This is a genomic window from Streptomyces actuosus, assembly GCF_016921115.1.
Lineage (GTDB): Bacteria > Actinomycetota > Actinomycetes > Streptomycetales > Streptomycetaceae > Streptomyces > Streptomyces actuosus_A.
This window is the reverse complement of the sequence record NZ_JAFFZS010000015.1, coordinates 132,338-158,790: the sequence shown is the minus strand read 5'-3', so window position 1 is coordinate 158,790 and position 26,453 is coordinate 132,338. Positions and strand designations below refer to the sequence as shown.

Annotated in this window: 17 protein-coding genes; 7 read left to right on the top strand and 10 right to left on the bottom strand. The window is 75.2% G+C overall.

What is annotated here, in order from left to right; all coding sequences use genetic code 11:
• Positions 1-3: 3 nt before the first annotated feature.
• From JS756_RS20190 to JS756_RS20180, 3 genes are all read left to right on the top strand, one after another.
• Positions 4-2,295 carry a GTPase gene (locus tag JS756_RS20190; protein WP_205384527.1) on the top strand — a complete coding sequence of 764 codons (2,292 nt, stop codon included), beginning with the start codon at positions 4-6 and terminating at the stop codon, positions 2,293-2,295.
• Between the two features lie 542 nt (positions 2,296-2,837).
• Complete coding sequence (locus tag JS756_RS20185) at positions 2,838-3,326, top strand: single-stranded DNA-binding protein (protein ID WP_205384526.1); 489 nt, start codon at positions 2,838-2,840, stop codon at positions 3,324-3,326.
• Positions 3,327-3,590: 264 nt separating this feature from the next.
• Entirely contained in the window at positions 3,591-4,973 is a 1,383-nt protein-coding gene (locus tag JS756_RS20180; protein ID WP_307790828.1) for a Cys-Gln thioester bond-forming surface protein, read from the top strand.
• Between the two features lie 45 nt (positions 4,974-5,018).
• Here the strand turns inward: JS756_RS20180 and JS756_RS20175 are convergent, their stop codons facing one another.
• Positions 5,019-5,162 (bottom strand): hypothetical protein, encoded by a 144-nt coding sequence (locus tag JS756_RS20175; protein ID WP_205384560.1) that lies wholly within the window; start codon positions 5,160-5,162, stop codon positions 5,019-5,021.
• 542 nt (positions 5,163-5,704) lie between these two features.
• Here JS756_RS20175 and ettA point away from each other — a divergent pair.
• The 3 genes from ettA to JS756_RS20160 are packed head-to-tail and all read left to right on the top strand — an operon-like array spanning position 5,705 to position 8,508.
• Entirely contained in the window at positions 5,705-7,369 is a 1,665-nt protein-coding gene (gene ettA / locus JS756_RS20170; protein ID WP_205384524.1) for an energy-dependent translational throttle protein EttA, read from the top strand.
• Between the two features lie 6 nt (positions 7,370-7,375).
• Positions 7,376-7,813, top strand: a complete 438-nt coding sequence (locus JS756_RS20165; protein WP_205384523.1) for an acyl-CoA thioesterase — start codon at positions 7,376-7,378, stop codon at positions 7,811-7,813.
• Positions 7,810-8,508, top strand: a complete 699-nt coding sequence (locus JS756_RS20160; RefSeq protein WP_205384522.1) for a DUF8010 domain-containing protein — start codon at positions 7,810-7,812, stop codon at positions 8,506-8,508. Before JS756_RS20165 ends, JS756_RS20160 begins: the two co-directional genes overlap by 4 nt.
• Positions 8,509-8,769: 261 nt before the next feature.
• Here JS756_RS20160 and JS756_RS20155 read toward each other — a convergent pair whose 3' ends face one another.
• The 4 genes from JS756_RS20155 to JS756_RS20140 all read right to left on the bottom strand — a co-directional run bounded on the left by JS756_RS20155 (position 8,770) and on the right by JS756_RS20140 (position 16,861).
• Positions 8,770-9,738: an ABC transporter ATP-binding protein gene (locus tag JS756_RS20155; RefSeq protein ID WP_205384521.1), complete on the bottom strand. Its 969-nt coding sequence runs from the start codon at positions 9,736-9,738 to the stop codon at positions 8,770-8,772.
• Positions 9,739-9,760: 22 nt separating this feature from the next.
• Positions 9,761-12,487, bottom strand: a complete 2,727-nt coding sequence (locus JS756_RS20150) for an FtsX-like permease family protein (RefSeq protein ID WP_205384520.1) — start codon at positions 12,485-12,487, stop codon at positions 9,761-9,763.
• A 148-nt stretch (positions 12,488-12,635) separates the two neighbouring features.
• Complete coding sequence (locus JS756_RS20145) at positions 12,636-15,905, bottom strand: FtsX-like permease family protein (protein ID WP_205384519.1); 3,270 nt, start codon at positions 15,903-15,905, stop codon at positions 12,636-12,638.
• Between the two features lie 542 nt (positions 15,906-16,447).
• Positions 16,448-16,861 (bottom strand): globin, encoded by a 414-nt coding sequence (locus JS756_RS20140; RefSeq protein ID WP_205384518.1) that lies wholly within the window; start codon positions 16,859-16,861, stop codon positions 16,448-16,450.
• 110 nt (positions 16,862-16,971) lie between these two features.
• On the opposite strand from JS756_RS20140, the gene JS756_RS20135 reads away from it, so the two are divergent.
• A complete protein-coding gene (locus tag JS756_RS20135; RefSeq protein ID WP_205384517.1) occupies positions 16,972-17,991 on the top strand; it encodes a methyltransferase domain-containing protein in 1,020 nt (339 codons plus the stop codon).
• Here the strand turns inward: JS756_RS20135 and JS756_RS20130 are convergent.
• The 5 genes from JS756_RS20130 to JS756_RS20110 form a co-directional block, all read right to left on the bottom strand.
• Positions 17,972-19,522 (bottom strand): FHA domain-containing protein, encoded by a 1,551-nt coding sequence (locus JS756_RS20130; RefSeq protein WP_205384516.1) that lies wholly within the window; start codon positions 19,520-19,522, stop codon positions 17,972-17,974. The two genes, JS756_RS20135 and JS756_RS20130, sit on opposite strands and share 20 nt — an antisense overlap.
• Before the next feature lie 31 nt (positions 19,523-19,553).
• Positions 19,554-20,900 carry a vWA domain-containing protein gene (locus tag JS756_RS20125; RefSeq protein ID WP_205384515.1) on the bottom strand — a complete coding sequence of 449 codons (1,347 nt, stop codon included), beginning with the start codon at positions 20,898-20,900 and terminating at the stop codon, positions 19,554-19,556.
• Between the two features lie 133 nt (positions 20,901-21,033).
• Positions 21,034-22,512 carry a PP2C family protein-serine/threonine phosphatase gene (locus JS756_RS20120; RefSeq protein WP_205384514.1) on the bottom strand — a complete coding sequence of 493 codons (1,479 nt, stop codon included), beginning with the start codon at positions 22,510-22,512 and terminating at the stop codon, positions 21,034-21,036.
• 3 nt (positions 22,513-22,515) lie between these two features.
• Positions 22,516-25,113 (bottom strand): serine/threonine-protein kinase, encoded by a 2,598-nt coding sequence (locus JS756_RS20115; protein ID WP_205384513.1) that lies wholly within the window; start codon positions 25,111-25,113, stop codon positions 22,516-22,518.
• Positions 25,110-26,444: a coiled-coil domain-containing protein gene (locus JS756_RS20110; RefSeq protein ID WP_205384512.1), complete on the bottom strand. Its 1,335-nt coding sequence runs from the start codon at positions 26,442-26,444 to the stop codon at positions 25,110-25,112. Before JS756_RS20110 ends, JS756_RS20115 begins: the two co-directional genes overlap by 4 nt.
• Between the last annotated feature and the right edge of the window lie 9 nt (positions 26,445-26,453).

The window sequence follows — 26,453 nt, the reverse complement described above, 5'->3', positions numbered from 1 at the left end:
CCGGTGACCGCCGTCACTGATCAGGACCACACGGAGCACGCCGATCACCCCGGGGAGGGGACCGTGCAGGACGACCGCAGCGTTTCGCAGGACCGCCGGCGCCTCGACGGCCGCGGCCTCCCCGAGGGCGGCGACGCGGGGGAAGCCCCCGGCGCCGTCCACCGGAAGGGAGACCCGTCCGAGGGCTCCGCCCGGGGCGGGCATACCGAGGAGCCGGAGGCGGGCGCGGAGCGTGCGGGGCCGGATGGGCGTGTGGAGGGGGAGCTGCGCGGAGGGCCCGACGGGCGGTCCGGGGTGCCGGAGGGACACGCGGGGAGCACGCCGCGGGCCGGGGAGCGCAGCGCGCCGGAGACACGGGGCGCGGAGCCCGGGACGGGGGCCGGAGACGACGTACGCGCGCGTGGCGGCGACGACGCGCGTGCGCGTGGCCGTCAGGACCTGCGTGCGCGTGGCGGGGACCAGGAGCCTGTCCGTGGCGCGGACGACGCGCGTGCGCGTGGCAGGGACGACGTACGTGCGCGTGGTGCGGAGGCAGCTTCGTCCGGGGACGACGGCCCGGACGTCCCCGACGGCTCCTCGCCCCCCTGGGACGACGGGCTGATCGCGCGGCGGGTGAACGAGAACGGGGGCGCGGCGGAACCCGCCGTCGTCCTCGAATCCCGGACCGGGGTCGGCGGCGGGCCCCAGGGGGTGGCCCCGCTGGCGTACGACGGGCCGCTGCGGTCGCGGCTGGACGCCCTGCGGGAGCTGGTCGGGCTCTCGCGTGCCCGACTGGACAGCCGGACGCTCGCCGAGGCGGGGCGGGTACTGGACGAGGCGGCGGCGCGGCGCAAGCTCTCCGGGCAGCACACCGTCGTCGCCATCGCGGGTGCGACCGGCAGCGGCAAGTCGCAGCTGTTCAACGCGCTGGCCGGCGTGACCATCTCGGAGACGGGGGTGCGGCGCCCGACCACCGCCGCGCCCATCGCCTGCAGTTGGAGCGACGGCGGGGCGAGCCTCATCGAGCGCCTCGGGATCCCGCCCCGGCTGCGGCGGCGGCCGGTGCAGAGCCCGGAGTCGGAGGAACAGCTGCGCGGACTGGTGCTGGTCGACCTGCCCGACCACGACTCCGCCGCCCTGCAGCACCGTGAGCAGGTGGACCGCGTCCTGCGCCTCGTCGACGCCGTCATCTGGGTCGTCGACCCGGAGAAGTACGCCGACGCCGTCCTGCACGAGCGGTACCTGCGCCCCATGGCGGGCCACGCCGAGGTGATGTTCGTCGTCCTCAACCAGACCGATCGGCTGCCCGGCGAGGCGGCCGACCTGGTCCTCGACGACCTGCGGCGGCTGCTGGACGAGGACGGCATCGCGCTGAGCGAGTACGGCGAGCCGGGTGCCACCGTGCTCGCGCTGTCCGCGCTCACCGGGGACGGCGTGGGGGAGCTGCGCGAGGCGCTCGGCCAGTTCGTCGGGGAGCGCGGGGCCGCGGCCCGGCGCATCTCCGCGGACGTCGACGCGGCCGCCTGCGGACTGCGGCCCGTCTACTCCGCCGGGCGGCGCACGGGGCTCAGCGAGCAGGCTCGCGAGGAGTTCTCCGCGCGGCTGGCGGACGCCGTCGGCGCCACCGCGGCGGGCGAGGCCGCGGAACGGGCCTGGCTCCGCAACGCCAACCGAGCCTGCGGTACGCCGTGGCTGCGGTTGTGGCGCTGGTTCCAGGACCGGAGCGAGCCCCCCACCGGGCGCCTGCCGCTGCGGGCCCAGGCCGACGCCGAGGCCACCGCGCGCCAACGGGTGGAGCACGCGGTGCGCACGGTCGCCGAGCAGGCGTCGGACGGACTGCCCGCGGCGTGGGCCCAGGCTGTGCGCGAGGCCGCGGTACGCGGCGCGCAGGGGCTGCCCGAGGCGCTGGACGGCCTCGCGGCACGAGCCGGGACGCTGTTCCCGAGCCGGCCGCCGCGGCCGGGCTGGTGGCCCGCCGCGGTGCTGGTGCAGGCGTCCATGACGCTGCTTCAGGTCGTCGGCGGGCTGTGGCTGGTGGCGCAGATCGCCGGGGTGATGGCACCGAACCTGGGCGTTCCGGTGCTGCTGATGGTGGCGGGCATCGTGGGAGGCCCGCTCGTGGAGTGGAGCTGCCGTATGGCCGCCCGCGGCCCGGCCCGACGGTACGGCCAGGAAGCCGAGCGCAGACTCAGGGAGGCCGCCGCCGGATGCGGCCGGGCCCGGGTGCTGGACCCGGTCGCGGCGGAACTGCTGCGGTATCGGGAGGTGCGCGAGCAGTATGTCCGGGTCACCGGTGTGGGCGCGGCGCCACGGTGAGCGCACCGGCGGTGAGCGGGTGACGGGCGGCGAGCAGGGCGCCCACGGCGAGCGGGGCACGGCAGCGAGCGGGGCACCGGAAGGGCGCAAGGGGTGGCGGGCCCGCTCGGGGTGTCGGCCTTCGGCTGAGCACATGGGGTGGGGCGGGCTCGGGGCGGTTCGGACGCCCCGGACGGGGCCCGCCCCGCAGGCCGGACATCGGCGGATGGTCCCCGTCCGGGTGCCCGCCGTCCGGGTGGGCTCCACCCCCGGTGGGGTTCGTCGATGTGGGCTCGGTCCGGGTGAGGTGACGGGGGGCTCCGAAAAACACCGCTCACTCGTCCGGGCGGCGGAGTTGTCCACAGCGGGCCCCTGATCCACAGCGCTCGGCGAGCACGGTCCGACGGAGGCAGTCTGACGTCACGGCGGTCGCAACCGACGCGGTCGCCGCGGAGGCGGTGCGGCGCGTCGGGGCGCCGCCACCGTGCCGGACGCAGCCGCACGGGACGGGCCCGTCGGTGAGTCCGCCCGGCCCGCGTGCCGGGCGGAAGGGGGTGTTGACGATGAACGAGACGGTCATCTGCGCGGTGGGCAACGTGGCGACACCGCCCGTCTACCGGGAGTCGGCCGCGGGGCCGTCGGCCCGGTTCCGGCTCGCGGTGACCTCCCGTTACTGGGACCGGGAGAAGGCCGCCTGGACCGACGGGCACACCAACTTCTTCACGGTGTGGGCCAACCGGCAGCTCGCCGTGAACGCCGCGGCATCGCTCTCGGTCGGCGAACCGGTCATGGTGCAGGGGCGGTTGAAGGTGCGGACGGACGTGCACGACGGGCAGAGCCGCACATCCGCAGACATCGACGCGGTCGCGATCGGCCACGATCTCTCCCGCGGCACCTCGGTCTTCCGCCGGACGGGACGCCCCGAGACGGCGGCACCGCCGGCGCGGCCGGAGCCCAACTGGGAGATGTCAGGGGGCACTTCGGAGGAGACGGCGGTGGTCGCCCCGCAACGGGCGGCCCGGCGGGAAGAAGCGGCGACCGTGGTGACGTGATACCGGCTCTCGCCCCGATCCGGACCGAGCTGCGGCTTATCGCCGACTACGCTCCGGACAAGACGGTGGATTTGTCGATAAGCCCTGCTCACGGCCGGTGTATCGGTGATAACGATTCCGAGTCGGATCTGCTGTGTGACGAGATGACAGGGGAGCGGGGCTCGTCGCCTCCCTAGGATGCCGGACAGAGCTGTCGAGGCTCCTGATTCTGCTGCTGGGACCGCGTACCCCCACGTCAACGGGTCCTGCTCGGAGGGGAATTCCGTGTTTTCTGTGTTCGGCCGCGTCGCCGCCACGACGCTGGTGTCCGGGCTCGTCGCCGCAGGGCTGCTGACCGCGGCCGGGCCGGCAGCCGCCGAGGGGGCGGCGCAGCCCCTGGGTGGAGCGAGCGCCACCATCGGAGGCCTGAAGACGTACGGTGCCGCCGTGATCCACGACGCCGGCGGCGACCAGCAGGTCCCGGCGGGCCTGTTCGAGATGTCCGTCGACGGCGGCGGCACCCTGCAGACGTACTGCGTCGACCTGCACACGCCGACGCAGCGTGACGCCAAGTATCACGAGGCGCCCTGGAGCGGGACCTCGCTGGCCGCCAACAAGGACGCCGGGCGGATCCGCTGGATCCTCCAGCACTCCTACCCGCAGGTGAACGACCTCGCGGCCCTCGCCGACCAGGCCGGCATCGGCAGTGGACTGACCGAGCAGGACGCCGCGGCCGGCACGCAGGTCGCGATCTGGCGCTACTCCGACGGCACCGAGGTCGACGCCGTCGACCCGCAGGCCGAGAAGCTCGCCGACTACCTGCAGAAGAGCGCGCGGAACCTTCCGGAGCCGAAGGCATCGCTCACCCTCGACCCGCCCGCGGTGTCCGGACGCACCGGCGACCTGCTCGGCCCGGTCACGGTGCACACCGACGCCGGGAGCGCGACGGTGATGCCGCCCTCGGACGCCGCCATGAGCGGTGTCCGGATCGTCGATCAGGAGGGCAAGCCGGTCACTGCGGTGAAGGACGGCAGCCCCCTCTTCTTCCAGGTGCCCGAGGACGCCGACGACGGTTCCGCGGAGTTGACCGTGCAGGCCTCGACCACCGTCCCCGTCGGTCGCGCCTTCACCGCCGAGGGCCGCAGCCAGACACAGATCCTGGCCGGCTCCAGCGAGTCGACCGTCTCAGCGGCGGCGAGCGCCACCTGGGCTCGGCAGGGCGCGATACCGGCCCTGTCCGCAGCCCGGAACTGCGCCGAGGGCGGGGTGGACATCACCGTGGCCAACACGGGTGACGACGCCTTCACCTTCGAACTGATGGGCGTGGAGCACACGATCCCCGCCGGAGCATCGCGCACGGTGACGATCCCGCTCCTGGAGGACCAGGCCTACGACTTCACGATCAGCGGACCCGGCGGCTTCGCGAAGCGGTTCACCGGCGTGCTGGACTGCAAGACCCAGGAGGGCGGCTCCGACGTCACCACCCAGACCGTGAGCGACCCCGGCCCGGCGACCGTGGGCGGCACCGCCCCCCACACCGACCTCGCCGCGACCGGCGGCTCCGGCGCCACCCCGCTCATCGCCGGCACCGCCCTCGCCATGATGGTCCTCGGCGGCGGAGCGCTGCTGCTGATCGGCCGGAAGACCCCGCCGACGCAGGGAGAGTGACCGTCCCCGCCGCGGCCGGCCCCCCTTCGGCCGTACGGGCCGGCCTCAGGCTTCCGGATCGAAGCCGTATGCGCGCTCGATGCGCTCGAACTCCGCTTCCGTCAGACCCGGTTCGAACTCATAGAGACCTGTCTCTGCCAGACGACGCGCGGCCTTTGCACCCGGACGAACTCCCCTACTGCTGATCACCGGATTACGGTAGCGCCAACCGACGCCCGCGGTCCTTACCGGTCATGGGTGCTCTGCGCTGACCCCGGAATCGTGGAGCCCCTGAAGCCAGGCTTCTGCCATCCACGGCGGCGCTGCGTCGAGCGCGCTCCTCGACCCGCCGAATCAGCCGCACGGTCCACGCCGTCCACGTGCTCCTTGGATACACGGAGCATCCCGCGCACGTTCTCATGGCGGTCCACGGACGCTCGGATCTCCCGCCCGGTGCCACCGCTGAAGATCACAGCCGACGGTACCCGCTGCCCGTCAGGGCCGCTCGTCAGAGGGGGCGGCGGTGTACCGGGCGTGCCCGTCCAGCCCCGATCGGTGCCCTCTCCGGGCCGCCCCTGGGCCGTGCGGGGCCACCCGACGGTGACCGGCAGCGACAGACGCGCCGCAGCCCGCAGTGGTGAAACCCCAGGTCACAGCCGTTGAACCCAATGGGTTTCCGCCTGGGGGTGGCCGTGCGGCAAGATGGGGTGTATCTGCCCACTGCCTGATTTCAAGCTGCCGGACGGTTTCTCTTGGCTGAGTTCATTTACACCATGCGCAAGGCGCGCAAGGCGCACGGCGACAAGGTGATCCTCGACGACGTCACCCTGAGCTTCCTTCCGGGTGCCAAGATCGGCGTCGTCGGCCCGAACGGCGCCGGTAAGTCCACCGTGCTGAAGATCATGGCGGGTCTGGAGCAGCCGTCGAACGGTGACGCGTTCCTGTCTCCCGGCTACAGCGTCGGCATCCTGCTGCAGGAGCCCCCGCTGAACGAGGAGAAGACGGTCCTGGAGAACGTCCAGGACGGCGTCGCCGAGATCAAGGGCAAGCTGGACCGCTTCAACGAGATCGCCGAGCTGATGGCGACCGACTACTCCGACGCGTTGCTGGAGGAGATGGGCAAGCTCCAGGAGGAGCTGGACCACGCCAACGCGTGGGACCTCGACGCCCAGCTGGAGCAGGCCATGGACGCGCTGGGCTGCCCGCCCGGCGACTGGGCGGTCACCAACCTCTCCGGCGGTGAGAAGCGGCGCGTCGCGCTGTGCAAGCTGCTGCTGGAGCAGCCCGACCTGCTGCTCCTCGACGAGCCCACCAACCACCTCGACGCCGAGTCGGTGAACTGGCTGGAGCAGCACCTGGCCAAGTACCCGGGCACCGTCGTGGCCATCACCCACGACCGGTACTTCCTCGACAACGTCGCCGAGTGGATCCTGGAGCTGGACCGCGGGCGCGCCTACCCCTACCAGGGCAACTACTCCACCTACCTGGAGACCAAGCAGACCCGTCTGAAGGTCGAGGGGCAGAAGGACGCCAAGCGGCAGAAGCGCCTCAAGGAGGAGCTCGAGTGGGTCCGCTCCAACGCCAAGGGCCGGCAGGCCAAGTCCAAGGCGCGTCTGGCCCGATACGAGGAGATGGCCGCCGAGGCCGAGAAGATGCGGAAGCTGGACTTCGAGGAGATCCAGATCCCGCCGGGCCCCCGCCTGGGCAACGTCGTCGTCGAGGTCGACCAGCTCAACAAGGCCTTCGGTGAGAAGGTCCTCGTCGAGAACCTCAGCTTCACGCTGCCGCGCAACGGCATCGTGGGCGTGATCGGCCCGAACGGCGCCGGCAAGACCACCCTGTTCAAGATGATCCAGGGCTTCGAGACCCCGGACTCCGGCGACATCAAGGTCGGCGAGACCGTCAAGATCTCGTACGTCGACCAGGGCCGCGCCAACATCGACCCGAAGAAGACGCTGTGGGAGGTCGTCTCCGACGGCCTGGACTACATCAACGTCGGCCAGGTCGAGATGCCGTCCCGCGCGTACGTCTCCGCCTTCGGCTTCAAGGGCCCGGACCAGCAGAAGCCCGCAGGGATCCTCTCCGGCGGCGAGCGCAACCGGCTGAACCTGGCGTTGACCCTCAAGCAGGGCGGCAACCTGCTGCTGCTCGACGAGCCGACCAACGACCTCGACGTCGAGACCCTCTCCAGCCTGGAGAACGCCCTGCTGGAGTTCCCGGGCTGCGCCGTGGTCGTCTCCCACGACCGGTGGTTCCTGGACCGCGTGGCCACGCACATCCTCGCCTACGAGGGCGACTCGAAGTGGTTCTGGTTCGAGGGCAACTTCGAGTCGTACGAGAAGAACAAGATCGAGCGCCTCGGCCCGGACGCCGCGCGTCCGCACCGGGCCACCTACAAGAAGCTGACCCGGGGCTGATCGATCTTGCGGCACATCTACCGCTGCCCGCTGCGCTGGGCGGACATGGACGCGTACGGCCACGTCAACAACGTGGTCTTCCTCCGATACCTGGAGGAGGCCCGTATCGACTTCCTGTTCCGTCCGGACAAGGACTTCCAGCAGGGGTCGGTGGTGGCGCGCCACGAGATCGACTACAAGCGGCAGCTCGTCCACCGGCACGCTCCGGTGGACATCGAGCTGTGGGTCACGGAGATCAGGGCGGCGTCCTTCACCCTCACCTACGAGGTGAAGGACGGCGACCAGGTCTACGTGCGGGCCTCGACGGTCATCGTGCCGTTCGACTTCGCCGCGCAGCGGCCCCGCCGGATCACCACCGAGGAGCGCGCGTTCCTCCAGGAGTACACGGACGGCGCGGACGACGGCAGCGGCGATTCCCGTGAGGGCGAGGCCGTCGCCGCATGACGGTGCTCCACCTCGCCGACGAGACGGAGGCGGCGGACCTCGCCGCCTTCCTCTCCCGGCTGCTCCACTACGACCGTGGAGCGGCGGTGCGCCTGCAGGCCGCCGGTACGGCGCTGGCCGTGTTCGGCCGGCCGCCCTCCTTCGAGGTGCTGGCGATCCGCGCGGTACGGCTGGCGAAGCCGTACGAGAAGGGCCTCGACGTCACGCTGGACGTCACCGTGTCCGTGGGTGAACTTCTGGACTCCGTCGACGAGACGGCGGCCACGGCTGCCGTCCCCGGTGCGGTCACCGGACCGCCGTGGACGGGCGTGCTGCCTCCGCGCGGCGGCTGGCGACCCGAGCCCGGGCTTCTCGGCCCCGCGGCGCTGCACGCCCTGGTCGACGCGTCCGTCACCGAGTTCCGCGCCCGCACCCGGGACCTGGCGTCCGAGCAGCGGACGCGGACCACGCTGGACGGCATCGGGCGGGACATCTGGTCCCGCCCGGTCGGGGAGACCCGGCTGCCGGTGCGCGCCGTCCACGCGGCGCAGTCACTGGGTTTCCTGCGGCCCGCGCGGGAGCCCGGCGAAGACGGCGCCGGTGCGCCGATGCTGTTCTCGTCGGGGCCGTGGCTGCGGCTGCGGACGCCGTACGGGTCGATCGCCGTGCGGACGGGCGGACCCGGACTGGGGATGCTCGGCGTCAGCGTCCGCTGACGCCGCGGCCGGCGCCACTGCGCCAGTGCGCCACTGCGTGAGCTGCCCGGGCGACGGGCCGGCACGCCGGCGCCCCCGGCCCCCGCCCCTTTTTCCGGGCCCCGACGTCCCCGGCCCTCTCCGGGCCCCGACGTCCCCGGCCCTCTCCGGGCCCCGACGTCCGCGGCCCGCAGCTCTTGAGGGCCCCGCGCCCCCGAGCCCCTGGGCTCCCGGACCCGCCCCCGCCCCCGCCTCGCGTTTGCACCCCTTCCTTCGGGGCGGTCAGCCCTCCTGTTCGCCGCGACGGTCCGGCCAGATGCCGATGTGGTCCGGTTCCAGTTCCAGGGCCACCCGTTCCCGCATGCCCAGCGCGCGCGTGTAGTCCGCGGGGAGTTGGAGGCGTCCGGCCCGGTCCAGCATGGCGTACTCGCGGGCCACCACCTTCTCGTCGCCGGTGGTCTCGTCGACCTCGCTGTGGCGCAGCACCTCCGTCGAGGTGCGGCCGTCGCGGATGGCGACCGTGCGGCGGACCTCGTCGGCGACGGCACGGTCGTGGGTGACGATGACGACGGTCGTGCCGAGGTGCTCGTTGGCCCGGCGGAAGGCGTCGAAGATCTGGTCCGCGGTGTGCGAGTCGAGTTCACCGGTCGGCTCGTCGGCGAGCAGGACCGCCGGGCCGTTGGCGAGGGCCACGGCGATCGCGGTGCGCTGCTGCTGGCCGCCGGACATCTCCTGCGGACGCCGGTCGCGGCAGTCGGAGACCTCCAGCAGGTCCAGGAGTTCCAGGGCCCGTTCGGCGCGGGCACGGCGGCCCCGGCGGGTGCGGTCGCCGCCCAGTTGCAGCGGCAGGGCGACGTTCTGGGCCGCCGTCAGATACGGCAGGAGGTTGCTGGAGGTCTGCTGCCGCACGAAGCCGACGACCGTGCGGCGGTAGTTCAGGCGGTCCTTGGAGGCCATCGCGAGGAGGTCGTGGCCGGCGACGCGGGCCGCGCCCGCGGTGGGGGTGTCCAGGCCGGCCAGGATGTTCATCAGCGTGGACTTGCCGCTGCCGGAGGCGCCCACCAGTGCCATCAGCTCGCCCTCGCGGACCAGCAGATCGAGGCCCTGGAGGGCCTGCACCTCGATGCCGTCGGCGGAGAAGACGCGGACGAGACGGTCGCAGGTGATCAGTGCGTCGTGGCCGTAGGCGGGGGTGTCGCGGGCGGCGGACGCCCGGTGGGCCAGGTCGGCGAGGGTGGGGTTCACGGTCATCCGGTCTCCAGGTCGCGTGGGTTCATCCGGCATCCCCCGCCCGCAGCTCCCGCACCGCTCCCTTCCGTCCCGCCCACCACGCCTGGAGCCCCGCCACCACGACGCTCACCGTCAGCACCGCCACCGCCGGGACCAGCAGGGACACCGGGTCCGTGCGCAGTGCGGCGGCGTCGGCGGCGGGTGACGTGGCGAGCGCGACGACGGTCAGGTCGACGCCGGGCGAGAGCAGGGCGACGGTGGCCCAGCCGGTCAGGGTCCCGCCCGCCGCCGCGAGGGCGGCCTGGGGGAGGGACTCGAGGACGAGCAGGTGCCTGGACTGGCGGCGGGTGAGGCCCATCGTGCGCAGGCGGGCCAGCAGGGCGGTGCGTTCCGGGGCGGCGCGCAGCAGGGCGAGCAGCAGGGCCAGTACGGCGTAGCCGGCGCCGGCGGCTACGGCCGCGCGGTAGATCGTCTCGGCGCCGGACTGGAGGGGTGAGCGGACCGGGCGGGCCCGTTCCTCCGAGCGCAACCGGACCTCTGCGCCCGGGACGGCGCCGACCGTCCGCCGCAGGGCCCCCGCGTCCAGCCGGTCGCCGGTCACCAGCAGGGCGGTCGGCCGGGCCGCCGCAGCACTCAGGCCGGCACGGTCCACGACGAGGAAGTCGGTGCCGAGGACGGCCGGCGTGTGGTCCCGGACGGCGGTGATCCGGACGGTGACGACACTGCCGTCGCCCAGGCGGAGGGAGAACGGGCTCGCCCCGTACGCCGCTTCGAGGGTCGGGGAGGCCAGTGCCGGCAGCGGGGCGGCGGGGTCCTGCGGGCGGCTCAGCCAGTCCGCCGGGAACGCGCCGAGACCGGTCCGGTCGGCGAGCGCCGCGTACCGCGCCGGGTCGACGCCCGCCAGGGCCGGCGACGTTCTGCCGTCCGTAGCCTGCGCGTCGCGTTCGAGGCTGACCTCGGTGACGTCCCGTACGCCGGGCAGGTGCCTCATCCGGTCGGGCAGTTGCCCCGGCAGCGGCCCGGCGGACCCCTCGACGCGGGCGTCGGCTCCCACCGCGGAGACCGATGCCTGGTCGCGGGCTTCGCGGACCCCGGCGAGGACGGAGCCGCCGAAGGCCGCAGTGGTCAGCGCGGCGAGCAGGGCCAGCAGCGGCAGGACCGTGGAGGCGGAGGTGCGGCCGGCGCGTGCCAGGGCCAGGTGGCCGATCACCCCGCGCAGCCGCCGGGCGGGCCGGGCCAGCCCGCGCAGGGGCAGCGGGTACAGGCGCGCCAGGAGCAGCGCCGCGACCACGCCGACCAGTACGGGCGCCGCCGCCGCAGCCGGACCGCCGGCCGAACCGCCCTGCCGGCGCAGCGTCAGCACCGTGCCCAGGGCCAGCGTGAGCACGGTGAGTTCGGCGACGGTACGGCGCCGGGACGGCCGTCGGGCGGTGGCGTCCTGCCGCTCGGTGGGGACGCGGACGCGGCGGTGGTCGGAGACCGCGTGCAGCGGCAGCGCGAGGCAGGCGAGCGCGGTCACCGCGGCGGCGGCGCACAGCGCGGGCGCGACACGACCGCCGGGGACCGCGCGCAGCGCGACGGCCAGGCCGAGCGCGCCCGCCGGCACGGCCACGGTCGCCGTCTCGGCGAGCAGCCGGCCGGCGAGGCCGCGCAGGGACGCGCCGCGGGCGCGCAGCAGGGCGAGTTCGGTGCGGCGGCGGTCGGCGACCAGGCCTCCCGCCGTCGCCAGGACCACGGCGGCGACCGTGCCCGTGCCGGCCGCGGCGACGCCGAGGAGCGGGCGGACACCCGAGCGCAGGCGCGCGTGGGAGGCGAGGACCTCGTCGAGTCCGGTCGTCGTGTCCACGTTCTCGTCGACGGCGGTCCGGATCCGGCGCAGTCCGGGACCGGCCTTCAGGTGTGCCACGGCGGACGTCAGTCCCGCCAGGTCGCGGCCGCGCAGTGCGTCCGGGTCGGGGGCCACCCACCAGTAGCGTTCCGGTTCGGCGCGGTACAGCCCCAGCAGTACCGGGCCCGCCTCGGGCGCGACGAGCAGGGCGCCCACCCAGCGGACGTCCGTCGGTGCGCCGCCCGGGACCCGGGTCAGGGACGGGGTCCGCAGTACCGGCTCGGTGGACCAGTAGGCGCCGCCGGGAGTGCGCGGGGCGACGATCCCGGTGATGCGGACGGTCAGCGCACGGCCCCTCGCCCGGGGGATGTGGAGGACCGAACCGGCCTCGACGTGCAGGGCCTCGGCGGTCTCGGTGGTGACCGCCGCCTCCACGTCGGTCGCGTCCGTGTCGACGGACCCCGATGTGCGGGGCAGCCGGCCGGCGGTCGTGCGGGCGTGACCGGCCAGATCCCGGCGGGTGGCGAGGAACAGCTGCGGGGGGATCCCGCCGGGCCGGGGCAGCCAGGTGTCGGGCGCGTCCAGGGGGTGGGTGGTGCGCACCCCGTACGTCGAGCGGTCCGGGTCGGCGACGAGGGGCGGGCGCACCTCGGCGAGGATCTTCCTGAACTGCTCGCCCAGCGACTCGGGACGCGCCGAGCGGACCCAGTTCTCCGGGTTCGAGAAGTCCGTGTGGGGCGGCGCGTACACCTGGACCGTGGTGCGGTCGGCACCGGCCTGCTCGACGGCGCGGACGAGACCGCCCGTGTCGTACCGGTCGACGGCGCGCGGCAGCGCGGCGGCCAGGCACGAGGTCACCGCCACCAGCAGTGCCACCGCGCACGCGGTGCCCGGTGCGGCGGTGAGCCGGGTGCGGATCCAGGGCGCGGGGGCCCGGAGCACACGCAGGGCACGGCGGCCCCGCGGGGGGCGCGTGCGCCCCGGTCCTGCCGGCGACGGTGACCACGGCGGCCACGGCGGCCGCAGGGACCGGCGGGACCTGCGGGACCGGGTGGACATCGGCGATGCGGGGGACCTGCGGGATCGCATCTCATTCACTCCTCTGAGCGCGCAGGGCCGCCGCGGGGTCCGGCTGCCGTGTCGCGAGGACGGCGGTCGCGGCGAGGGGCAGCGTGGCCACGGCCGCCAGCAGGGCGGCCACCCGGCCCGGTGGCAGGGCGACCAGCACGGCCGGGACCGGCCGCGCGGCCTCACCGGTCAGCAGCACCAGCGGGACCACCGCCCGGGTCAGCAGCACACCGAGCGCCGTACCGACCGCCAGGGCCGACGCGACCAGTACGCCGTGCTCGACGGCGATCGCCCGGGCCAGCCGGCGGCGCGGGGCGCCGAGCGCGCGCAGCACGGCGATCTCCGTGCCCCGGGCGCGCAGGGAACCCGCCGCGCTCACGGCGAAGCCGACCGCGGCGAGCGCCGCCGCTGCTGCTGCGGCGGCGGTGAAGGCGGCCTCGGGCCCGGCGCCGAACGGGTCCTCGCGCAACCGCGCGGCGATCTCGTCGCGGACCACCACCTGCCCGGGGTCCATGTCGGGCCAGGCCCGCACCGTCGCCGCCACGCCGGCCGGGTCCGTGGTGCCCAGCCACCACTCGGTGGGGGCGACGGGTGTGCCGTTCCGGTCCTGGAGGACCCGGTCGACCGCTCGCAGGTCGACCAGAAGGGCCCCGCCGGAGTCCTGCGCGGCGGCCGACGTGCCGGGGGTGCCCGACTCGTGCGCGGCACCGGAGGTGGTGGGCAGTGCGCGGACCGCGGCGACGATCCGCACCGGCACGGTCGCCCCGTCGATCGTCACGTCCAGCCGCTGCCCGGGGCCGGCGCCGGTCGAGGCGAGGAAGCGGTCGGTGGCCACGCCCGTCACCTCGCCCGCCGCGGGCCGGGCGACCCGCATCCGGACGGTCAGCACCGCGCCGGGCCCGCGGTCGTCGCCGTCCAGTGCGCCGGTGCCGTATTCCACGGTCGGCGGGTCGGTGGAGACGACGTGCGGTCGGGTCGGGCTCCCGCCCCCGCCGGGTGAGGGGGAGCCGCCGTCCAGCCGGGAGGAGGCCGTCCAGGAGGCGGGCAGGGCCAGCGGCCGGTCGGTGCCGTCGGCGGTGGCCGCCGTCACCGCGTCCAGGGTGAGCCGGTGCTGCTCGCTCCGGCCGGCGGGCGGGCTCAGCACCAGCCGGAGGCCGGTGAGGGTGAGCGGACCGCGGGCGCCGTCGAGGCCCGGGGCGAGCGAGTGCGGGCGCCCGTCGGCGGGGAGCCGGCCGACGGGGACCTCGTGGGGCGTGCCCCAGCGGTCCTCCAGGACCACGGCCGCCTCGGCGCCCGTCCGGCCCGCACTGCCGATGCTGTGCAGCGTCGCGGTCAGTCGCAGCCGGGCGGTGCCCTCCGGCACCCGTACGCCCGACGCGGGCTGCTCGGGTCCGAGCCCGGCGAGCAGCGGGCGTACGGGCCCGTCCGCGAGGTCGGGGCGCATCAGCACGGTGTCCGCCGCGTGCGCGGTGTCCACGGCCAGGACGGTGGCGGTGCGGTTCCCCGGCAGGGCCAGCGAGGCGCGGGCGACGGGCGCCGCCGCGGTGACGTGCCCGACGCCCGCCAGCCGCTCGGTGCGGGCCGTGCCGCCCTCCCCGGCGGAGACGACCCGGACGGCCGCCCCGGCGCGGAAGTCGGCCTGGTCCTCCTGCGAGCGGGCCCAGGAGGCGCCCTGCCCGACGGCCAGGACGCCCAGGGCCGTGGCGAGGACGAGCAGCAGCACCGGGCCCGCCTGGCGCATGGGGCGGCGGCTCAGCTGCCAGCCCGCCAGAGCAGGGGCCAGGCCCCGCCCCCCGGCCGCGCGGCGTTCGGCGAGGCGGGCCGCCGGCGGCAGCAGCCGCAGCGTCAGCACCGTTCCGGCGAGCAGCGCCAGCGCGGGTGCGGCGACCAGGAGCGGGTCGACGCCCAGGGCGCCGCGGTCGCCGTCGACGTCACCGCGGGCGCGCAGCTGCCAGTACGCCACCGCGGCCACCACCAGCAGTCCCACGTCCGCGCCGGCCCGCACCACGGCGGGCAGCGGGCGGGCCCGGCCGGTCCGTTCTCCGCCGTGCAGGAGCACCGGCAGGGTCACCGCCAGCGCGCATCCCGTCGCGACGCCGACCGCCACCAGCCACACCCCGGTCTGCCCCGCGCCCACGTCCAGACGGAGCCCGATCCGGGTGAGCGCCCCCTGCTTCGCCAGCAGCAGGGCCAGGGGCCCGGCGAGCAGCGGTGCGCCCACCACGGACGGCACCGCGAGGAGCAGTGCCTCCAGGGCGGCCAGTCGGGCGATGCGGACGCGGGAGGCCCCGCGGGACCGCAGCAGCCGGGTCTCCGCGGCGCGTTCGGCGCTGAGCAGCCGCGCCACCGGCAGCAGCGCGCAGGCGGCGAGCAGGACGAGCTGGAGCGCGACGACGAGGAGCGTGGAGCGGGAGACGAGCAGGGAGCGCTCGACGCGGTCCAGGACGCCGGGCAGGCCGGTCGCCGCGACCGTCGTCCCGCTGAGGGCGGGGTTCCCGCGGAGGGACGCTCCGGCGCCGCGGGCCGTCTCGCGCAGGGCGTCGATGCGTCCGGTGGTCAAGGTGGAGAAGTCGGCCGAGGCGAGCCAGGCGGACTGCCCCGTGCTCACGCGGCCGCCGGTCAGCGCGGCGGGGGAGGCCAGCAGGGGGCCGTACGTGGTGAAGCCGGACCTCTTCTCGCCGCGGCCGGCGAGGTCGTCCAGCTGCCAGTAGGGGGCGGCGGTGTCGGCCGGCCGGTACACGCCGGTGATCAGCACGTGGACGGGCGGGCCGCCGAGCCGGTCGGCGAGGGTGAGCCGGGTGCCGGGGCGGAGCCCCAGCCGTCGGGCGGCGGCCCGGGGGAGGGCCGCCTCGATCTCCGGGGTGGTGCCGCGGGGCAGCCGGCCCGCCACCAGCCGCACCTGCGTGCCGTCGAGCGCCGCGAGGTAGGTGAGGTCGGGGGTGCCGGCCGGGCCGGTACCGGGCAGCGCGTACGGTCCCGACCGCCGGAGGGTCCGCACGGTCACGGGCAGCCCGTCGAACGCCGTCCGGGCCTCCCGGCGCACGGCGGCGTCGGCGGCCGTGCGCTCGCCGGCCGGTACGTCGGCCTTGACGATCAGGGCGGCGTCGGCGGCGGTGCGGGGCTCGGCCAGGGAGCTGCGCAGAGCCGCGTCGCCGAGCGCGCCCGCGTACGCGGTGAGCGCCGCGAGGACGACCGTGGTGAGCAGGACGGTCAGGAGCGCGGCGGCGAGAAGCGTGCGGTGCTCCCGCGCACGCAGCAGCACGAATCGTGTCAGTCCCCCGACGCCCGTCACACGGCCCCCCGCCGTCGCCCCCGTCCGGCCCGTGTCGCGCGGACCGCTCTGGTGCCGCGACCGGTCAGGGATCCGCCCGGCTCACGACGACGCCCGGCACGGCACCTCGCCGCGTGGTCGCACGGCCCGGGTCCGTTCCGCGCGCGGATCGTGGTCCGGTGCGGTGCACCGCACCGGGGCGAGGCGGGCTCTCCGGCAGACCTTTTCGGTCACAGCACCAGCGATGGTGGCAGAGAACCGAGGACATGTGTGAGCGCATTCGGGTCGACCTTGATCCGATTGTGATCGGATTTCGGCGTCGGGTGACCGGAATCCGGGACTCGTCGTTCCGCAGGCGGCGCTTCGGCCGCGGCTTCCCGGCCCGTTTCCCTTCGGACCCGCAACCCTCGGGCGACAGGCGGCCGGGACACGGCCCCCGGCGTTCCCCCGGCATTCCCCCGGCGTCGACCCCCGGCGCCGGGCTCCGGCTCCCCGGCGGGGCGGCGCTCATCCGGCAATCGCCCGGCGCTCACGCAACGGTCCGGGTGGTGGTCAAAGGGTGGTCATCCGGCGGTGTTCACCATCGTGGCCGCCGCGTACGTCAGATAGCGCCACAGCGTCTGCTCGTGCTCCTCGGACAGACCCAGCTCGTCCACGGCGACCCGCATGTGCCTCAGCCACGCGTCGTGCGCGGCCCGGTCGACGGTGAAGGGAGCGTGGCGCATACGCAGCCGGGGGTGGCCGCGGTGCTCGCTGTAGGTGGTGGGGCCGCCCCAGTACTGGATGAGGAACAGGGTCAGCCGCTCCTCGGCCGGGCCCAGGTCCTCCTCCGGGTACATCGGCCGCAGGTCCGGGTCCTCGGCGACGCCCTCGTAGAAACGGTGGACGAGCCGGCGGAAGGTCTCCTCCCCGCCGACCTGCTCGTAGAAGGTCTGCTCCTGAAGCGTGCCGCGCCGAATCTCATTCACGCCCCCCATGGTCTCAGACGCGTGGACGGAGGACTTGAGACCTAGGGCTTGGAGGCCGACCGGGAGCCCGTTGGGCCCGGCCGCTCGCCGCACGGCCCGGGGCGCCGCACAGTGGAGACATGGGCGCGGACGCTCCCGGCGCGGAGCTGGAGGACATCGCCGCCGCTGCGCGGACGAGGCTGGTGCACGAGATCGAGGCGAGCGGGGCGCTCTGCGCCGAACCGGCGTGGAGGGAGGCGTTCGCCGCGGTCCCGCGGCATCTGTTCGTGCCGTACTACTACGTCGGCGTCCCCGGCGGATACGAACGCCGCTGGGGCGAGCACCCCGACCCGGCCGCCCGGGAGCGCTGGATCCGCGGCGCCTACGACGACACCCCGCTGGCCACCCGGATGCGCGACGGCGAGCTGCTCTCCTCCAGCAGCCAGCCGTCCCTGATGGCGGCGATGCTGGCCGAGCTGCGGGTCGAGGCGGGCGACCGGGTCCTGGAGATCGGCGCCGGCACCGGCTACAACGCCGCGCTGCTGGCCCACCGCCTCGGCGATGACGCCGTCACCACGGTCGACATCGACCCGGAGATCACCGAGTCCGCCCGCCGGCACCTGCACGCCGCGGGCTTCCGCCCGGCGGTCGTCACCGGTGACGGGGCGCGCGGGGTTCCCGAGCGCGCCCCTTACGACCGCATCATCGCCACCTGCGCCCTGCCGTCGATCCCGGGCGCCTTGCTCGCCCAGTGCCGGCCCGGAGGCCGGATCCTGATGCCGTTCGCGACCGGGGTGGTCGGGCTGGCCGTGCGGGACGCCGGGTGCGCCGGGGGCCGGTTCCTGGCCATACCGGCCTTCTTCGTGCCGCTGCGCGGCGAGGGGGTGCCCCAGCGGGAGCCCCCGCGGCTGGCGGGCCTGCCGCGCCGGGCACGGGAGAGCGACCTGTTCCGCTTCCTGCTGGCACTGACCCGCGACAGTGTCGACCCGGACGAGGCGCACGCCCTGTGGGAGCGCGAGGGCATGCCCCCGCGCGACCGGTACGGACTCACCGTCGCCGGCGGGCGCGCGTGGGCGTGGCTGGACGATCCGGACGGGCCTTACGTGTGGCCCCTGCCGGACGTGCGGGTCCCGCCGGGGCTCAGCCGCGGCGGACGGTGATCGTCGTCCAGGCGCCGACGTGCACCCGGTCGCCGTCCTGGAGCGGTACCGGTACGAAGGGCTGGATGGGCTCCTCGCCGCCGTTGACCGTCGTGCCGTTCGTCGAGTTCTGGTCGACGACCGCCCAGTTGCCGTCCGGCTGCTGCACCAGCACCGCGTGCTGGTGCGAGACCCCCGGGTCCTCCGGCGGCACCGACAGGTCGATGTCGGGGATCTCGCCGGTGGAGTGGCGCCGGCGGCCGATGGTGACCTGGTTGCCGGTGAGGGTGCGCTGCTGCTCCGGCGAGTACGCGGGCAGGTTCAGACCCGCTGCCTCGGGGCCGGAGCGCTGCATCATCGCCATGAAGTACTCGCGGTCCGGGCCGATGGTCGCCGTCCACGTCGCCGGCTGCGGCGGCTGTCCCTGCTGCGGGAACGCCGGACCGGGCGCAGGCGGAGCCTGGGTGGCCCCGGGCTGCGGGTAGCCGTAACCGCCGGGGCCGCCCTGCCCACCCGGGCCGCCGTGTCCGCCCGAGGTGTGCGACGGCGGGCTGATCACCCAGTCGTCGTCACCGCCACCGAAGGCCGGTCCGGGCGGCCCCGGGCGGCCCGACTCCTGCGGGAAGCCGGACGGGGACGACGGAGCGGACGGTCCGTTCATGCCGCCCGGGCCGGACGGACCCGGCGGCATGAACGCCTGCGGAGCGCCCGAGGTCGCCTGCGGCCCGGGGGGCGGCGTCGGCCCGGGGGGCGGCGGAACCGGTCGCGAGGGGGCGGCACCGAAGACCGAGGGCCCGGAAGGCCCGCCCTGGCCGGCCTGACCACCGTGACCGCTGTGACCGCCGGGACCCGCGTGACCGCCCTGGCCGGCGTGACCACCGGGACCACCAGGGCCCGCGGGGCCGTCGAAGCCGCCGGGGCCCGCCGGGGCGCCCGGATGGCCGGACCCGCCGAAGGCGGGCGGACCGGAAGGCCCGTTCGGGCCGCCGGGACCGCCCGCGCCCGGGAACGCACCGGGGCCGCCCGCGGTCGGCTGGCCGCCGGGGCCGCCCTGGCCGCCGGGAACCGGCGCGCCGGCCCGGCCCGACGGCTCGGCGCCGAACGGGCTGGGCGGGATCGGCTCGGCGGGGCGGTTGACCTGCGAGGGGCGGGAGCTCTGGTAGTCGAAGGGATCACCGGCGCCGTAGGACGGGCCGGGGCCCTGCTGGCCGGGGCCCTGCGGGAAGCGCGGGCCGGGCGCGGGCGCCGACGGGCGCGGTGCGGCCGGGGTGTACGAGGTCGCCGTGTTGGTCAGGAAGTTCCACCGGCACTCCTCGCAGAAGGGCGCACCGCCCTCGCGGGGCGTACGGCACTGCGGGCAGAGCTCCGGCTCGTGCTGCGAAGCGGCGGACGGACGGCCACCGGCACCCGGGGCGGGCGGCGGGAAGCCGTAGCCACCGCCGGCCGTCGGCGGCGGAGGGGGCGGCGGAGGCACGGCACCGGCCATGCGGTGACCGCAGACCTCGCACCAGTCGTCGGAACCCGACTGGTGTCCGTTCGGGCAGGTCGGCATGTCGGCGCGTCCTTCCTCGTTCCTTCTCAGATCACTTCTTTACACGAACTGTCTTTGTGGACCGGGTTTCGAGGGTCATCTCATCGGCCTCGGCAACCTTCGCCTTCAGTCGCACAGTACCTGTCGCTGCGTCGACCACGTCCACCACCTTCGCAAGCAGTTTCGCAGTATCGGCGTTGCCCGAGGCGCCCGCGAGCTGGACCGCCCGGCCCAGTTTGGCCGTTGCCCCGTCGATATCGCCCGCTTTGCGAAGGTCGAGGCCCTGCTGGATGGCCCGGGCCAGTTCGGCCTGCCCGGTGTAGTGGGCGACCTGGGGGTTGATCGACGTCGAAGCGGCCATGTCGTCGGTCCACACGGCCCGGACCAGGCCCTGGGCGCCCAAGTTCTGTGCGGTCCCGTCGGGTTGGGGGACGACCAGCGAGACCCTGGCGGCGAGCATCTCCTGGCCGAGGCCGGCCGGGGGCACCTGGACGCAGACGTGGTAGTCACGGGACTCGTCCCCCCAGGAGCCGGTGGGGTAGTCCCCGGCGCGCGGCCCCGCCCCGGTGCGACGCTCGGTCAAGTCCTCGACGGAGGGCGCGACTTGCTTGACGAAACGCACCGTCGTGCCGACCGGCGTCCACAGCCGCAGAGCGACGTCCGCGACCTCCTTGCCCATCGCCGTCTCCATCATCTGCGTGAAGTCCGTGGTGAGAGCGGCCGGGTCCGCGACGATGTCGGCGGTGCCGAGGAGCGCCGAGGCGATCCCTGTGACTTCTTTCACTTCCCAGTCCGTGCCCACACCCCGCGCATCGCAGGTGAACCGCCCGGCGCAGTCGTCGAGGGCGGCCTTCAGGGCCTGCGGCGACTCGTGCTCGTTGCGGCCGTCGGTGAGCAGGATGCCGTGCCGGATGGAGACGTCCGCCGACGACAGCAGGCGGTCGGCGAGCCGCAGCCAGGTCCCGATCGCGGTGCCGCCCCCGGCGCCGAGCCGGCGCAGCGCCTGCTTGGCCTGTCCGCGGGTGGCGGCGTCGGCGACGGCGAGGCGTCCGCCCCCGGGGTAGACCTCCTTGGCCACGTGGGTGCCGCCGATCACCGCGAAGTGCACGCCGTCGCGCAGCGTGTCGATCGCGGCGGCCGTGGCGTCACGGGCGTTGCGCATCTTCTCCGGCGGGTAGTCCATCGAACCGGAGCAGTCGACCATGATCGCCACGGCCGCGGACGGGCCCTGCCCCGCGGAGTAGAGGTGGGGTGCCGTGACCGCGCTGCCGACCGTGCCGCCGCCGGTCGCCGTCACCGTGACGATGGCGTTGACCTCGTGGCCGCCCTCCGGCAGGTACTCGTTCTGGTACACGTCGACCGAGAACTGAGGCACGTCGGACTTCGAGAAATTGGCCATGCCTGATCGATCCCCCTTGAGCGCCCCACCCCGTGAGGCGACGGCTGGTTGCGGACCGGTCCCCTCCGGTCCGCGTGAGGCTGTCCCGTGACGGAGGAGTCCTCGCGGTGCGAGTCCTCCCCGTCGGCGGGCCTCAGGCCGATCCTGCCCCCTGCGCGGGTGCGGGGAACGGCACGACGGCCACTGTTACGTTGTCGTGGCCCCCGCCGTCCAGGGCGTGCCCGACCAGGACCTGCGCGCTGTGCAGGGGGCGTGCGTCCGCGTCGGGGGGGAGCACGCCGGCCATCTGCTCGGCCGTCTCGGCGTAGTTCCACAGCCCGTCCGTGCACACCAGCACCACGCCGGGCCGGTCCGGCTTGAACGAGGCGGTGTGCGGCTCCAGTTCGTAGGCGTCCGCGCCGAGCCAGCCGGTGATCGCGTGGGCGCGCTCGTCGGCGTACGCCTCGGCCGCGTTCATCAGGCCGGCGGCGACCATCTGCGCCGCCCAGGAGTCGTCCTCGGTGAGCCGGGCCGCGGGCGCGCCGCGGTCGGCGGGCACCCAGTAGGCGCGGCTGTCGCCGACCCAGCCCACGACGAGCAGTCCGGAGGCCACCACCGCCCCGACGATCGTGCAGGCGGGCGCGTTCTGGTGGGGGGCGTGCTCACGGGCCGTCGCGGGCTCCGCCGCCAGCGAGTCGACGGCACGGGAGGCGGCGACGATCGCGTCGTGCATCGCCTGCTGCGGGTGGGTGCCCCGGTCCAGCGCGGCCCGCAGCGACTCGCTCGCGGTCCGGGCCGCGGCCTGCGAGGCGTCGTCGGGGCGGGTCGCGGAGGACACGCCGTCGCAGACGATCGCCAGGGACACCGGGGAGCCGTCGGGCAGTGCGGTGTGACCGACGGCGAAGGCGTCCTCGTTGCGGTGGTGGCGCAGGCCGCGGTCGCTGACGGCGGCCACGGGGCCCGACTCCTGTTCCATGTGGTCGCGTTCGCGCGGCTGGGCGTGCCCGCAGTTCTCGCAGTAGCCGTCGGTGTCCACGCGGCCCGCCCGGCATGCCACGCACACCTTGGGCTCCTCGGCGGACCCGCCGTCGGCCGTCTCCGTCACCACCCGCGGATCGGGCGCCTGCAGCGGGAACTCCTCCGGCTCCGGCGACCGGTCGAAGCGCACGCCGGGGGCCGCCGTGACGGGCCGGCCCGCCCCGGACGCCCAGGCAGTCGGGGGTGCCGGGGGCACCGGGGGCACCGGGGGTGCCGAGGGTGCCGGGGGTGCCGGGGGTGCCGAGGGCACCGGGGGTGCCGGAGGTGTGGGCGGCACGGTGGGGGGCGCCGGGACCGCGGGCGGCTGCGCCGGCAGACCGCCCCCGCCCGAGTCGGTGCCCGGCAGGTCCGTCGGCAGGTGGACGGCCGGCGGGGTGTCGTGGCTGCCCGGCTCGGCGGCGTGCGGCCAGGCGGCCGAACCGGCGGGCGGCTGCAGCGCCGAGCCGCTCATGGCGATCGTCGGACGGTCGGGCTGCGGCGCGGGCACGGCGGACAGGTCGTATCCGCACGCACCGCAGAAACGGTCACCCGATTCGAGCGGTTCCGCACAGCTCGGGCACTGCGACACGGTGGCCTGCTGGGGCATCTGCGACATCAACTACACCCACGTCCGGGGGCGGTAACGGTTGGCACGTTCCACCAGGTCGATCCTCTCCTCGCCGCCGGGCGCCAGCCTGGCCAGCGTGCGGTACGAGCGCTCCAGCCCGAAGCGCAGGCCCCGTTCGTCCAGTTCGCTGCCGAGCAGCAGGCGCCGGGCGGGCGGGCCGGTCCGGCCACCGGAGAGTATCCAGTCCAGCGCGCTGCCGAGGACCTCGGTGGCCAACTGCTCGCGTCGCGCGGGGTCCAGACCGTACGCGTCCAGCGCCTCGACCTGTGCCGCGGCGGCCCCCACGTCCTCCAGGAACGGCAGATCGGCGGCGGCCGCCGTGCGCTGCCGCAGCCGGGCCCGGACGGCCGCCACCCGCGCGGCCGTGTAGTGGATGGACGACTCCGGCACCGACTCCAGCGTCCGTACGGCACCGCGCCGGTCCGCGGCCGCGAGCTGCACCCGGGCCAGGCCGAACGCGGCGCCCACACAGCTCGGGTCGGTCGCCCACACCAGCCGGTAGTACTCGGCGGCGTTGTCCAGCTGGCCCAGGATCTCCGCGCACAGGGCGAGCGCCAGCTTGGGCGCGGTCTCCCCGGGGAAGGCGTCGTAGACCGCGTCGAAGGCGAGCGCGGCACCCTCGTGGTCGCCGGTGACCAGCGCCGTCACACCCCGGTACCAGACCACCCGCCAGTCGTCGGGGTGGTCGGTCTGAAGCGCCTCCAGCGCCCGCACGGCCCCGGCCGTCTCGCCCGTCTCCAGGGATGCCCTCAGCTCACGCAGCCGCAGCTCCGGCGACCGGGTGGGCGCGGCGTGCAGCGCGGCGATCAGCTCCGCGGACGCCGAGGCCATCAGCCCCGCAAGGAAACCCGCGTTGGGGTCGGAGGGATCCACCCGCGGCACCGGCAGGGCGAGCGCGGCGGCGGCGACGGCGACGGGCCTGACGAGGCCTCCGCCCACACCGGCGGTGTACGACTGCGGGGCCGGGTGCCCGGCGAGGACGGCGGTGCCGTGCGGCGGCGTGGCGATCACCGCCGCGGGAGCCGCCGCAGCCGCACCGGTCGGCGCCGGCGCCCCGGACGGCCGCGCGCCCGTCCCGCGCCGTCCGCGGCCCGCCGCGCGCGCCCCGAGCCGCGAGACCTCGCCGTCCAGCGGGGGGAACAGCTGCGTGTCCGTGACCCTGACCTCCGGCCCGAACAGGGTGGACAGCGCGGGCCGGGCCCGCCCCGTCTGCAGGGAGACCACCTCGCGCAGGACACCGGTGAGCTGCTCGGCCATCTCCTGTGCGGAGGCGAACCTACGGGCCGGATCGGGGTCGGTGGCGCGGACCAGTAGCCGGTAGAACGACTCGTACTGCCGGAAGACGTCGATGTCGTCCGGGTCGGGCAGGGAGTCGACGTGGACGGTGGTGTAGCCCTGGAAGTCGAAGGTGAGGACCGCCAGGGTGCGGCCCACCGTGTACAGGTCGGACGCCACCGACGGGCCGATCTCCGCCACCTCGGGCGCCTGGTAGCCCACCGTGCCGTAGATGGCAGACTCGTCGTCGTCCATGCGGCGCACCGCGCCCATGTCGATCAGCTTGAGCTGGTCCTCGGTCTGGATGGCGTTGTCGACCTTGAAGTCGCAGTACAGGAGGTTGCGGCTGTGCAGGTGGCCCAGGGCCTCCAGCGCCTCGATGCCGTAGGCGCAGGCCTGCTCCACCGGCAGCGGGTCGCGCCGCCCGCCGGTCGTGCGGCGCGCGTTGGCGATCTCCTTGAGCGACTTGCCGCCCACGTACTCCATGACGATGTAGCCGTCCAGGGAGCCGGTGCGCTGATCGAGGTGCTCGACGAAGTTGTAGATGCGGACGATGTTGGCGTGCTCGATCTCCGCGAGGAAGCGCCGCTCGGAGATAGCCGCCGCCATGGCGTCCTGGTCACCGGTGTCCAGGAGGCCCTTGAGGACCACCCAGCGGTCGGAGACCGCCCGGTCCACGGCCAGGTAGATCCAGCCGAGGCCGCCGTGTGCCAGGCAGCCCACGACCTCGTACTGGCCGTGCACGACGTCACCGCCGGTCAGCTTCGGGACGAAGGAGTACGGGTGGCCGCACTTGGTGCAGAAGCCCTCCGTGCGGCCGGGCCGGCCGCCGCGCGCCCGCCCGACCGGCGCCCCGCAGTCGGAGCGTGAGCAGAACCGCTTCCGCTCGGGCACCTCGGGGCGCTCCAGCACCATCGAGCGCGGGTCGGGCCGCGGTACCTGCGGCACCTCGACCAGACCCGCGCCGAGTCGGCTGCGGCCCGAGGAGGCGGTGGAGGAGCCGGAGCTGCGCACCGACACCGAACGTCCCGACGTGCCGCCGGACAGCGAGCGCGACAGGCGCCCGGACACCGAGCGGCGCGACCGCGACGACTGCGACGACGTCCCCGAACCGCGGCTGCTGCGCCCGCTGCGCGCGCTCCCGCTGCCGGTCGAACCCCGGCCGTCGGGGACGGAGGCCGTACCGGAGGCCGACACCACGGGTGCGAGCCCGCACGTGTCGCAGTACAGCTCACCTCCGCCGACGTCCTCGTACGCCCCGCCGCAGCCCGGCCGCTGGCAGGTCTGCCCCGTCCGACTCGTCGCACCGCTCATGACGGCGACTCCCCCCTTCGGTCGTCAGGTCCGCCCGGCCCCGGCCTGTGCGGCGCGCCCAGCGCCTCGGCGGCGGCCTGCTGGTAGAGCAGCACGGCCTGTTCGGCCACGCGCAGGTCGCAGGGTGCGCTCCACAGCATGCGGCGCGCCTTCTCGTACCGCTCGATCAGCACCGGGTCCTCCGCCAGACCGTGCCGGGCGATCTTCGCCCGGTAGGCGTCGAGACGGCCGCGCAGCTCGGCACGGACCGCGAGCGGGGCGGTGACCGCGGACAGCGACTCGCGGGCGCGCAGCAGTTCGTCCTCCGCGCGCTGCTCCAGCTGCTCCAGCAGCGGGGAGAGCCGGTGCCACCGGGCCTGCCTGCGGTACTCGGCCGCCGTCGCCAGCTGCTCCTGCAGCGCGGTCGGCGGTCCGCTGACCACCGGCACCTCCGTGGCCGCGATCTTCGCCAGGACCTCACCGCGCGCGGTCCGTGCCTCGGAGAGCGTGCGGTCCGCCCGGGAGAGCAGGTCCCGCAGCCGGACCAGCCGCTGCTCGGCGTCCTGGCGCACGGTCAGGACGGCGTCTATCTCACGGCGCACCTCCTCCAGGGCGCGCGCCTCGCGGTCGTAGACCGTGGTGTCGGGCCGGCCGCCGCCCGGCGCCGAACTGGCCTGCGCAGGCACCCAGTGGGCCAGCGGGTCGGAGATCACCTCCTCGCGCAGCCTCGTCAGCGTGCGCGTGATGCGCTCCAGGTCGTCCCCCGCGGGATGCTCGCCGGGGCGCACCCCGACCGAGTGCGCGAGCTGCCGGGTGCGCTGGAGTTCCGCGGCGAGCAGGTCGATCCGCGCGGGCAGCGCGGACCACACCGCGTCGGCGGCCACGACCATGTCGAGGGAGGCCGCGTAGAGCTCGTTCATCCGGTCCACCAGCGCGGCCAGCGAGAACCGCTCGCTGAGCCGGCCCGGACCGCCGTGCGGTGCGGGCGCGTTGACCAGGGCCGCCGCGGAACCGGCGACCGTCACCGCCTCGCCGCGCAGCAGCTCCGTCAGCTCCACCAGGTCCTCGCGGCTCGACCAGCGGCGGCGGGCGCGGATCTCGCGGGCGGTGCGCAGGGCGCCGGAGTAGGCGTCGAAGTACGCCCACAGCAGGGTGATCGACGCCTCCGCGGCGGCCCACCGCTCACGGGTGAGCCCGGCCAGCTCGGCACCTTCCAGGAGCCTGCGGCCCGCGTGGTCCTGGAGGGCCAGCAGGGAGGTCTCGATCGCCTCGTGCTCGGCGCCGAGCCGCGCCAGCGCACGGTCCACCTCGTCCCGGTCCATCACCGGCCCGGCGGGGTCCGTGACGCCCATCGATCACCT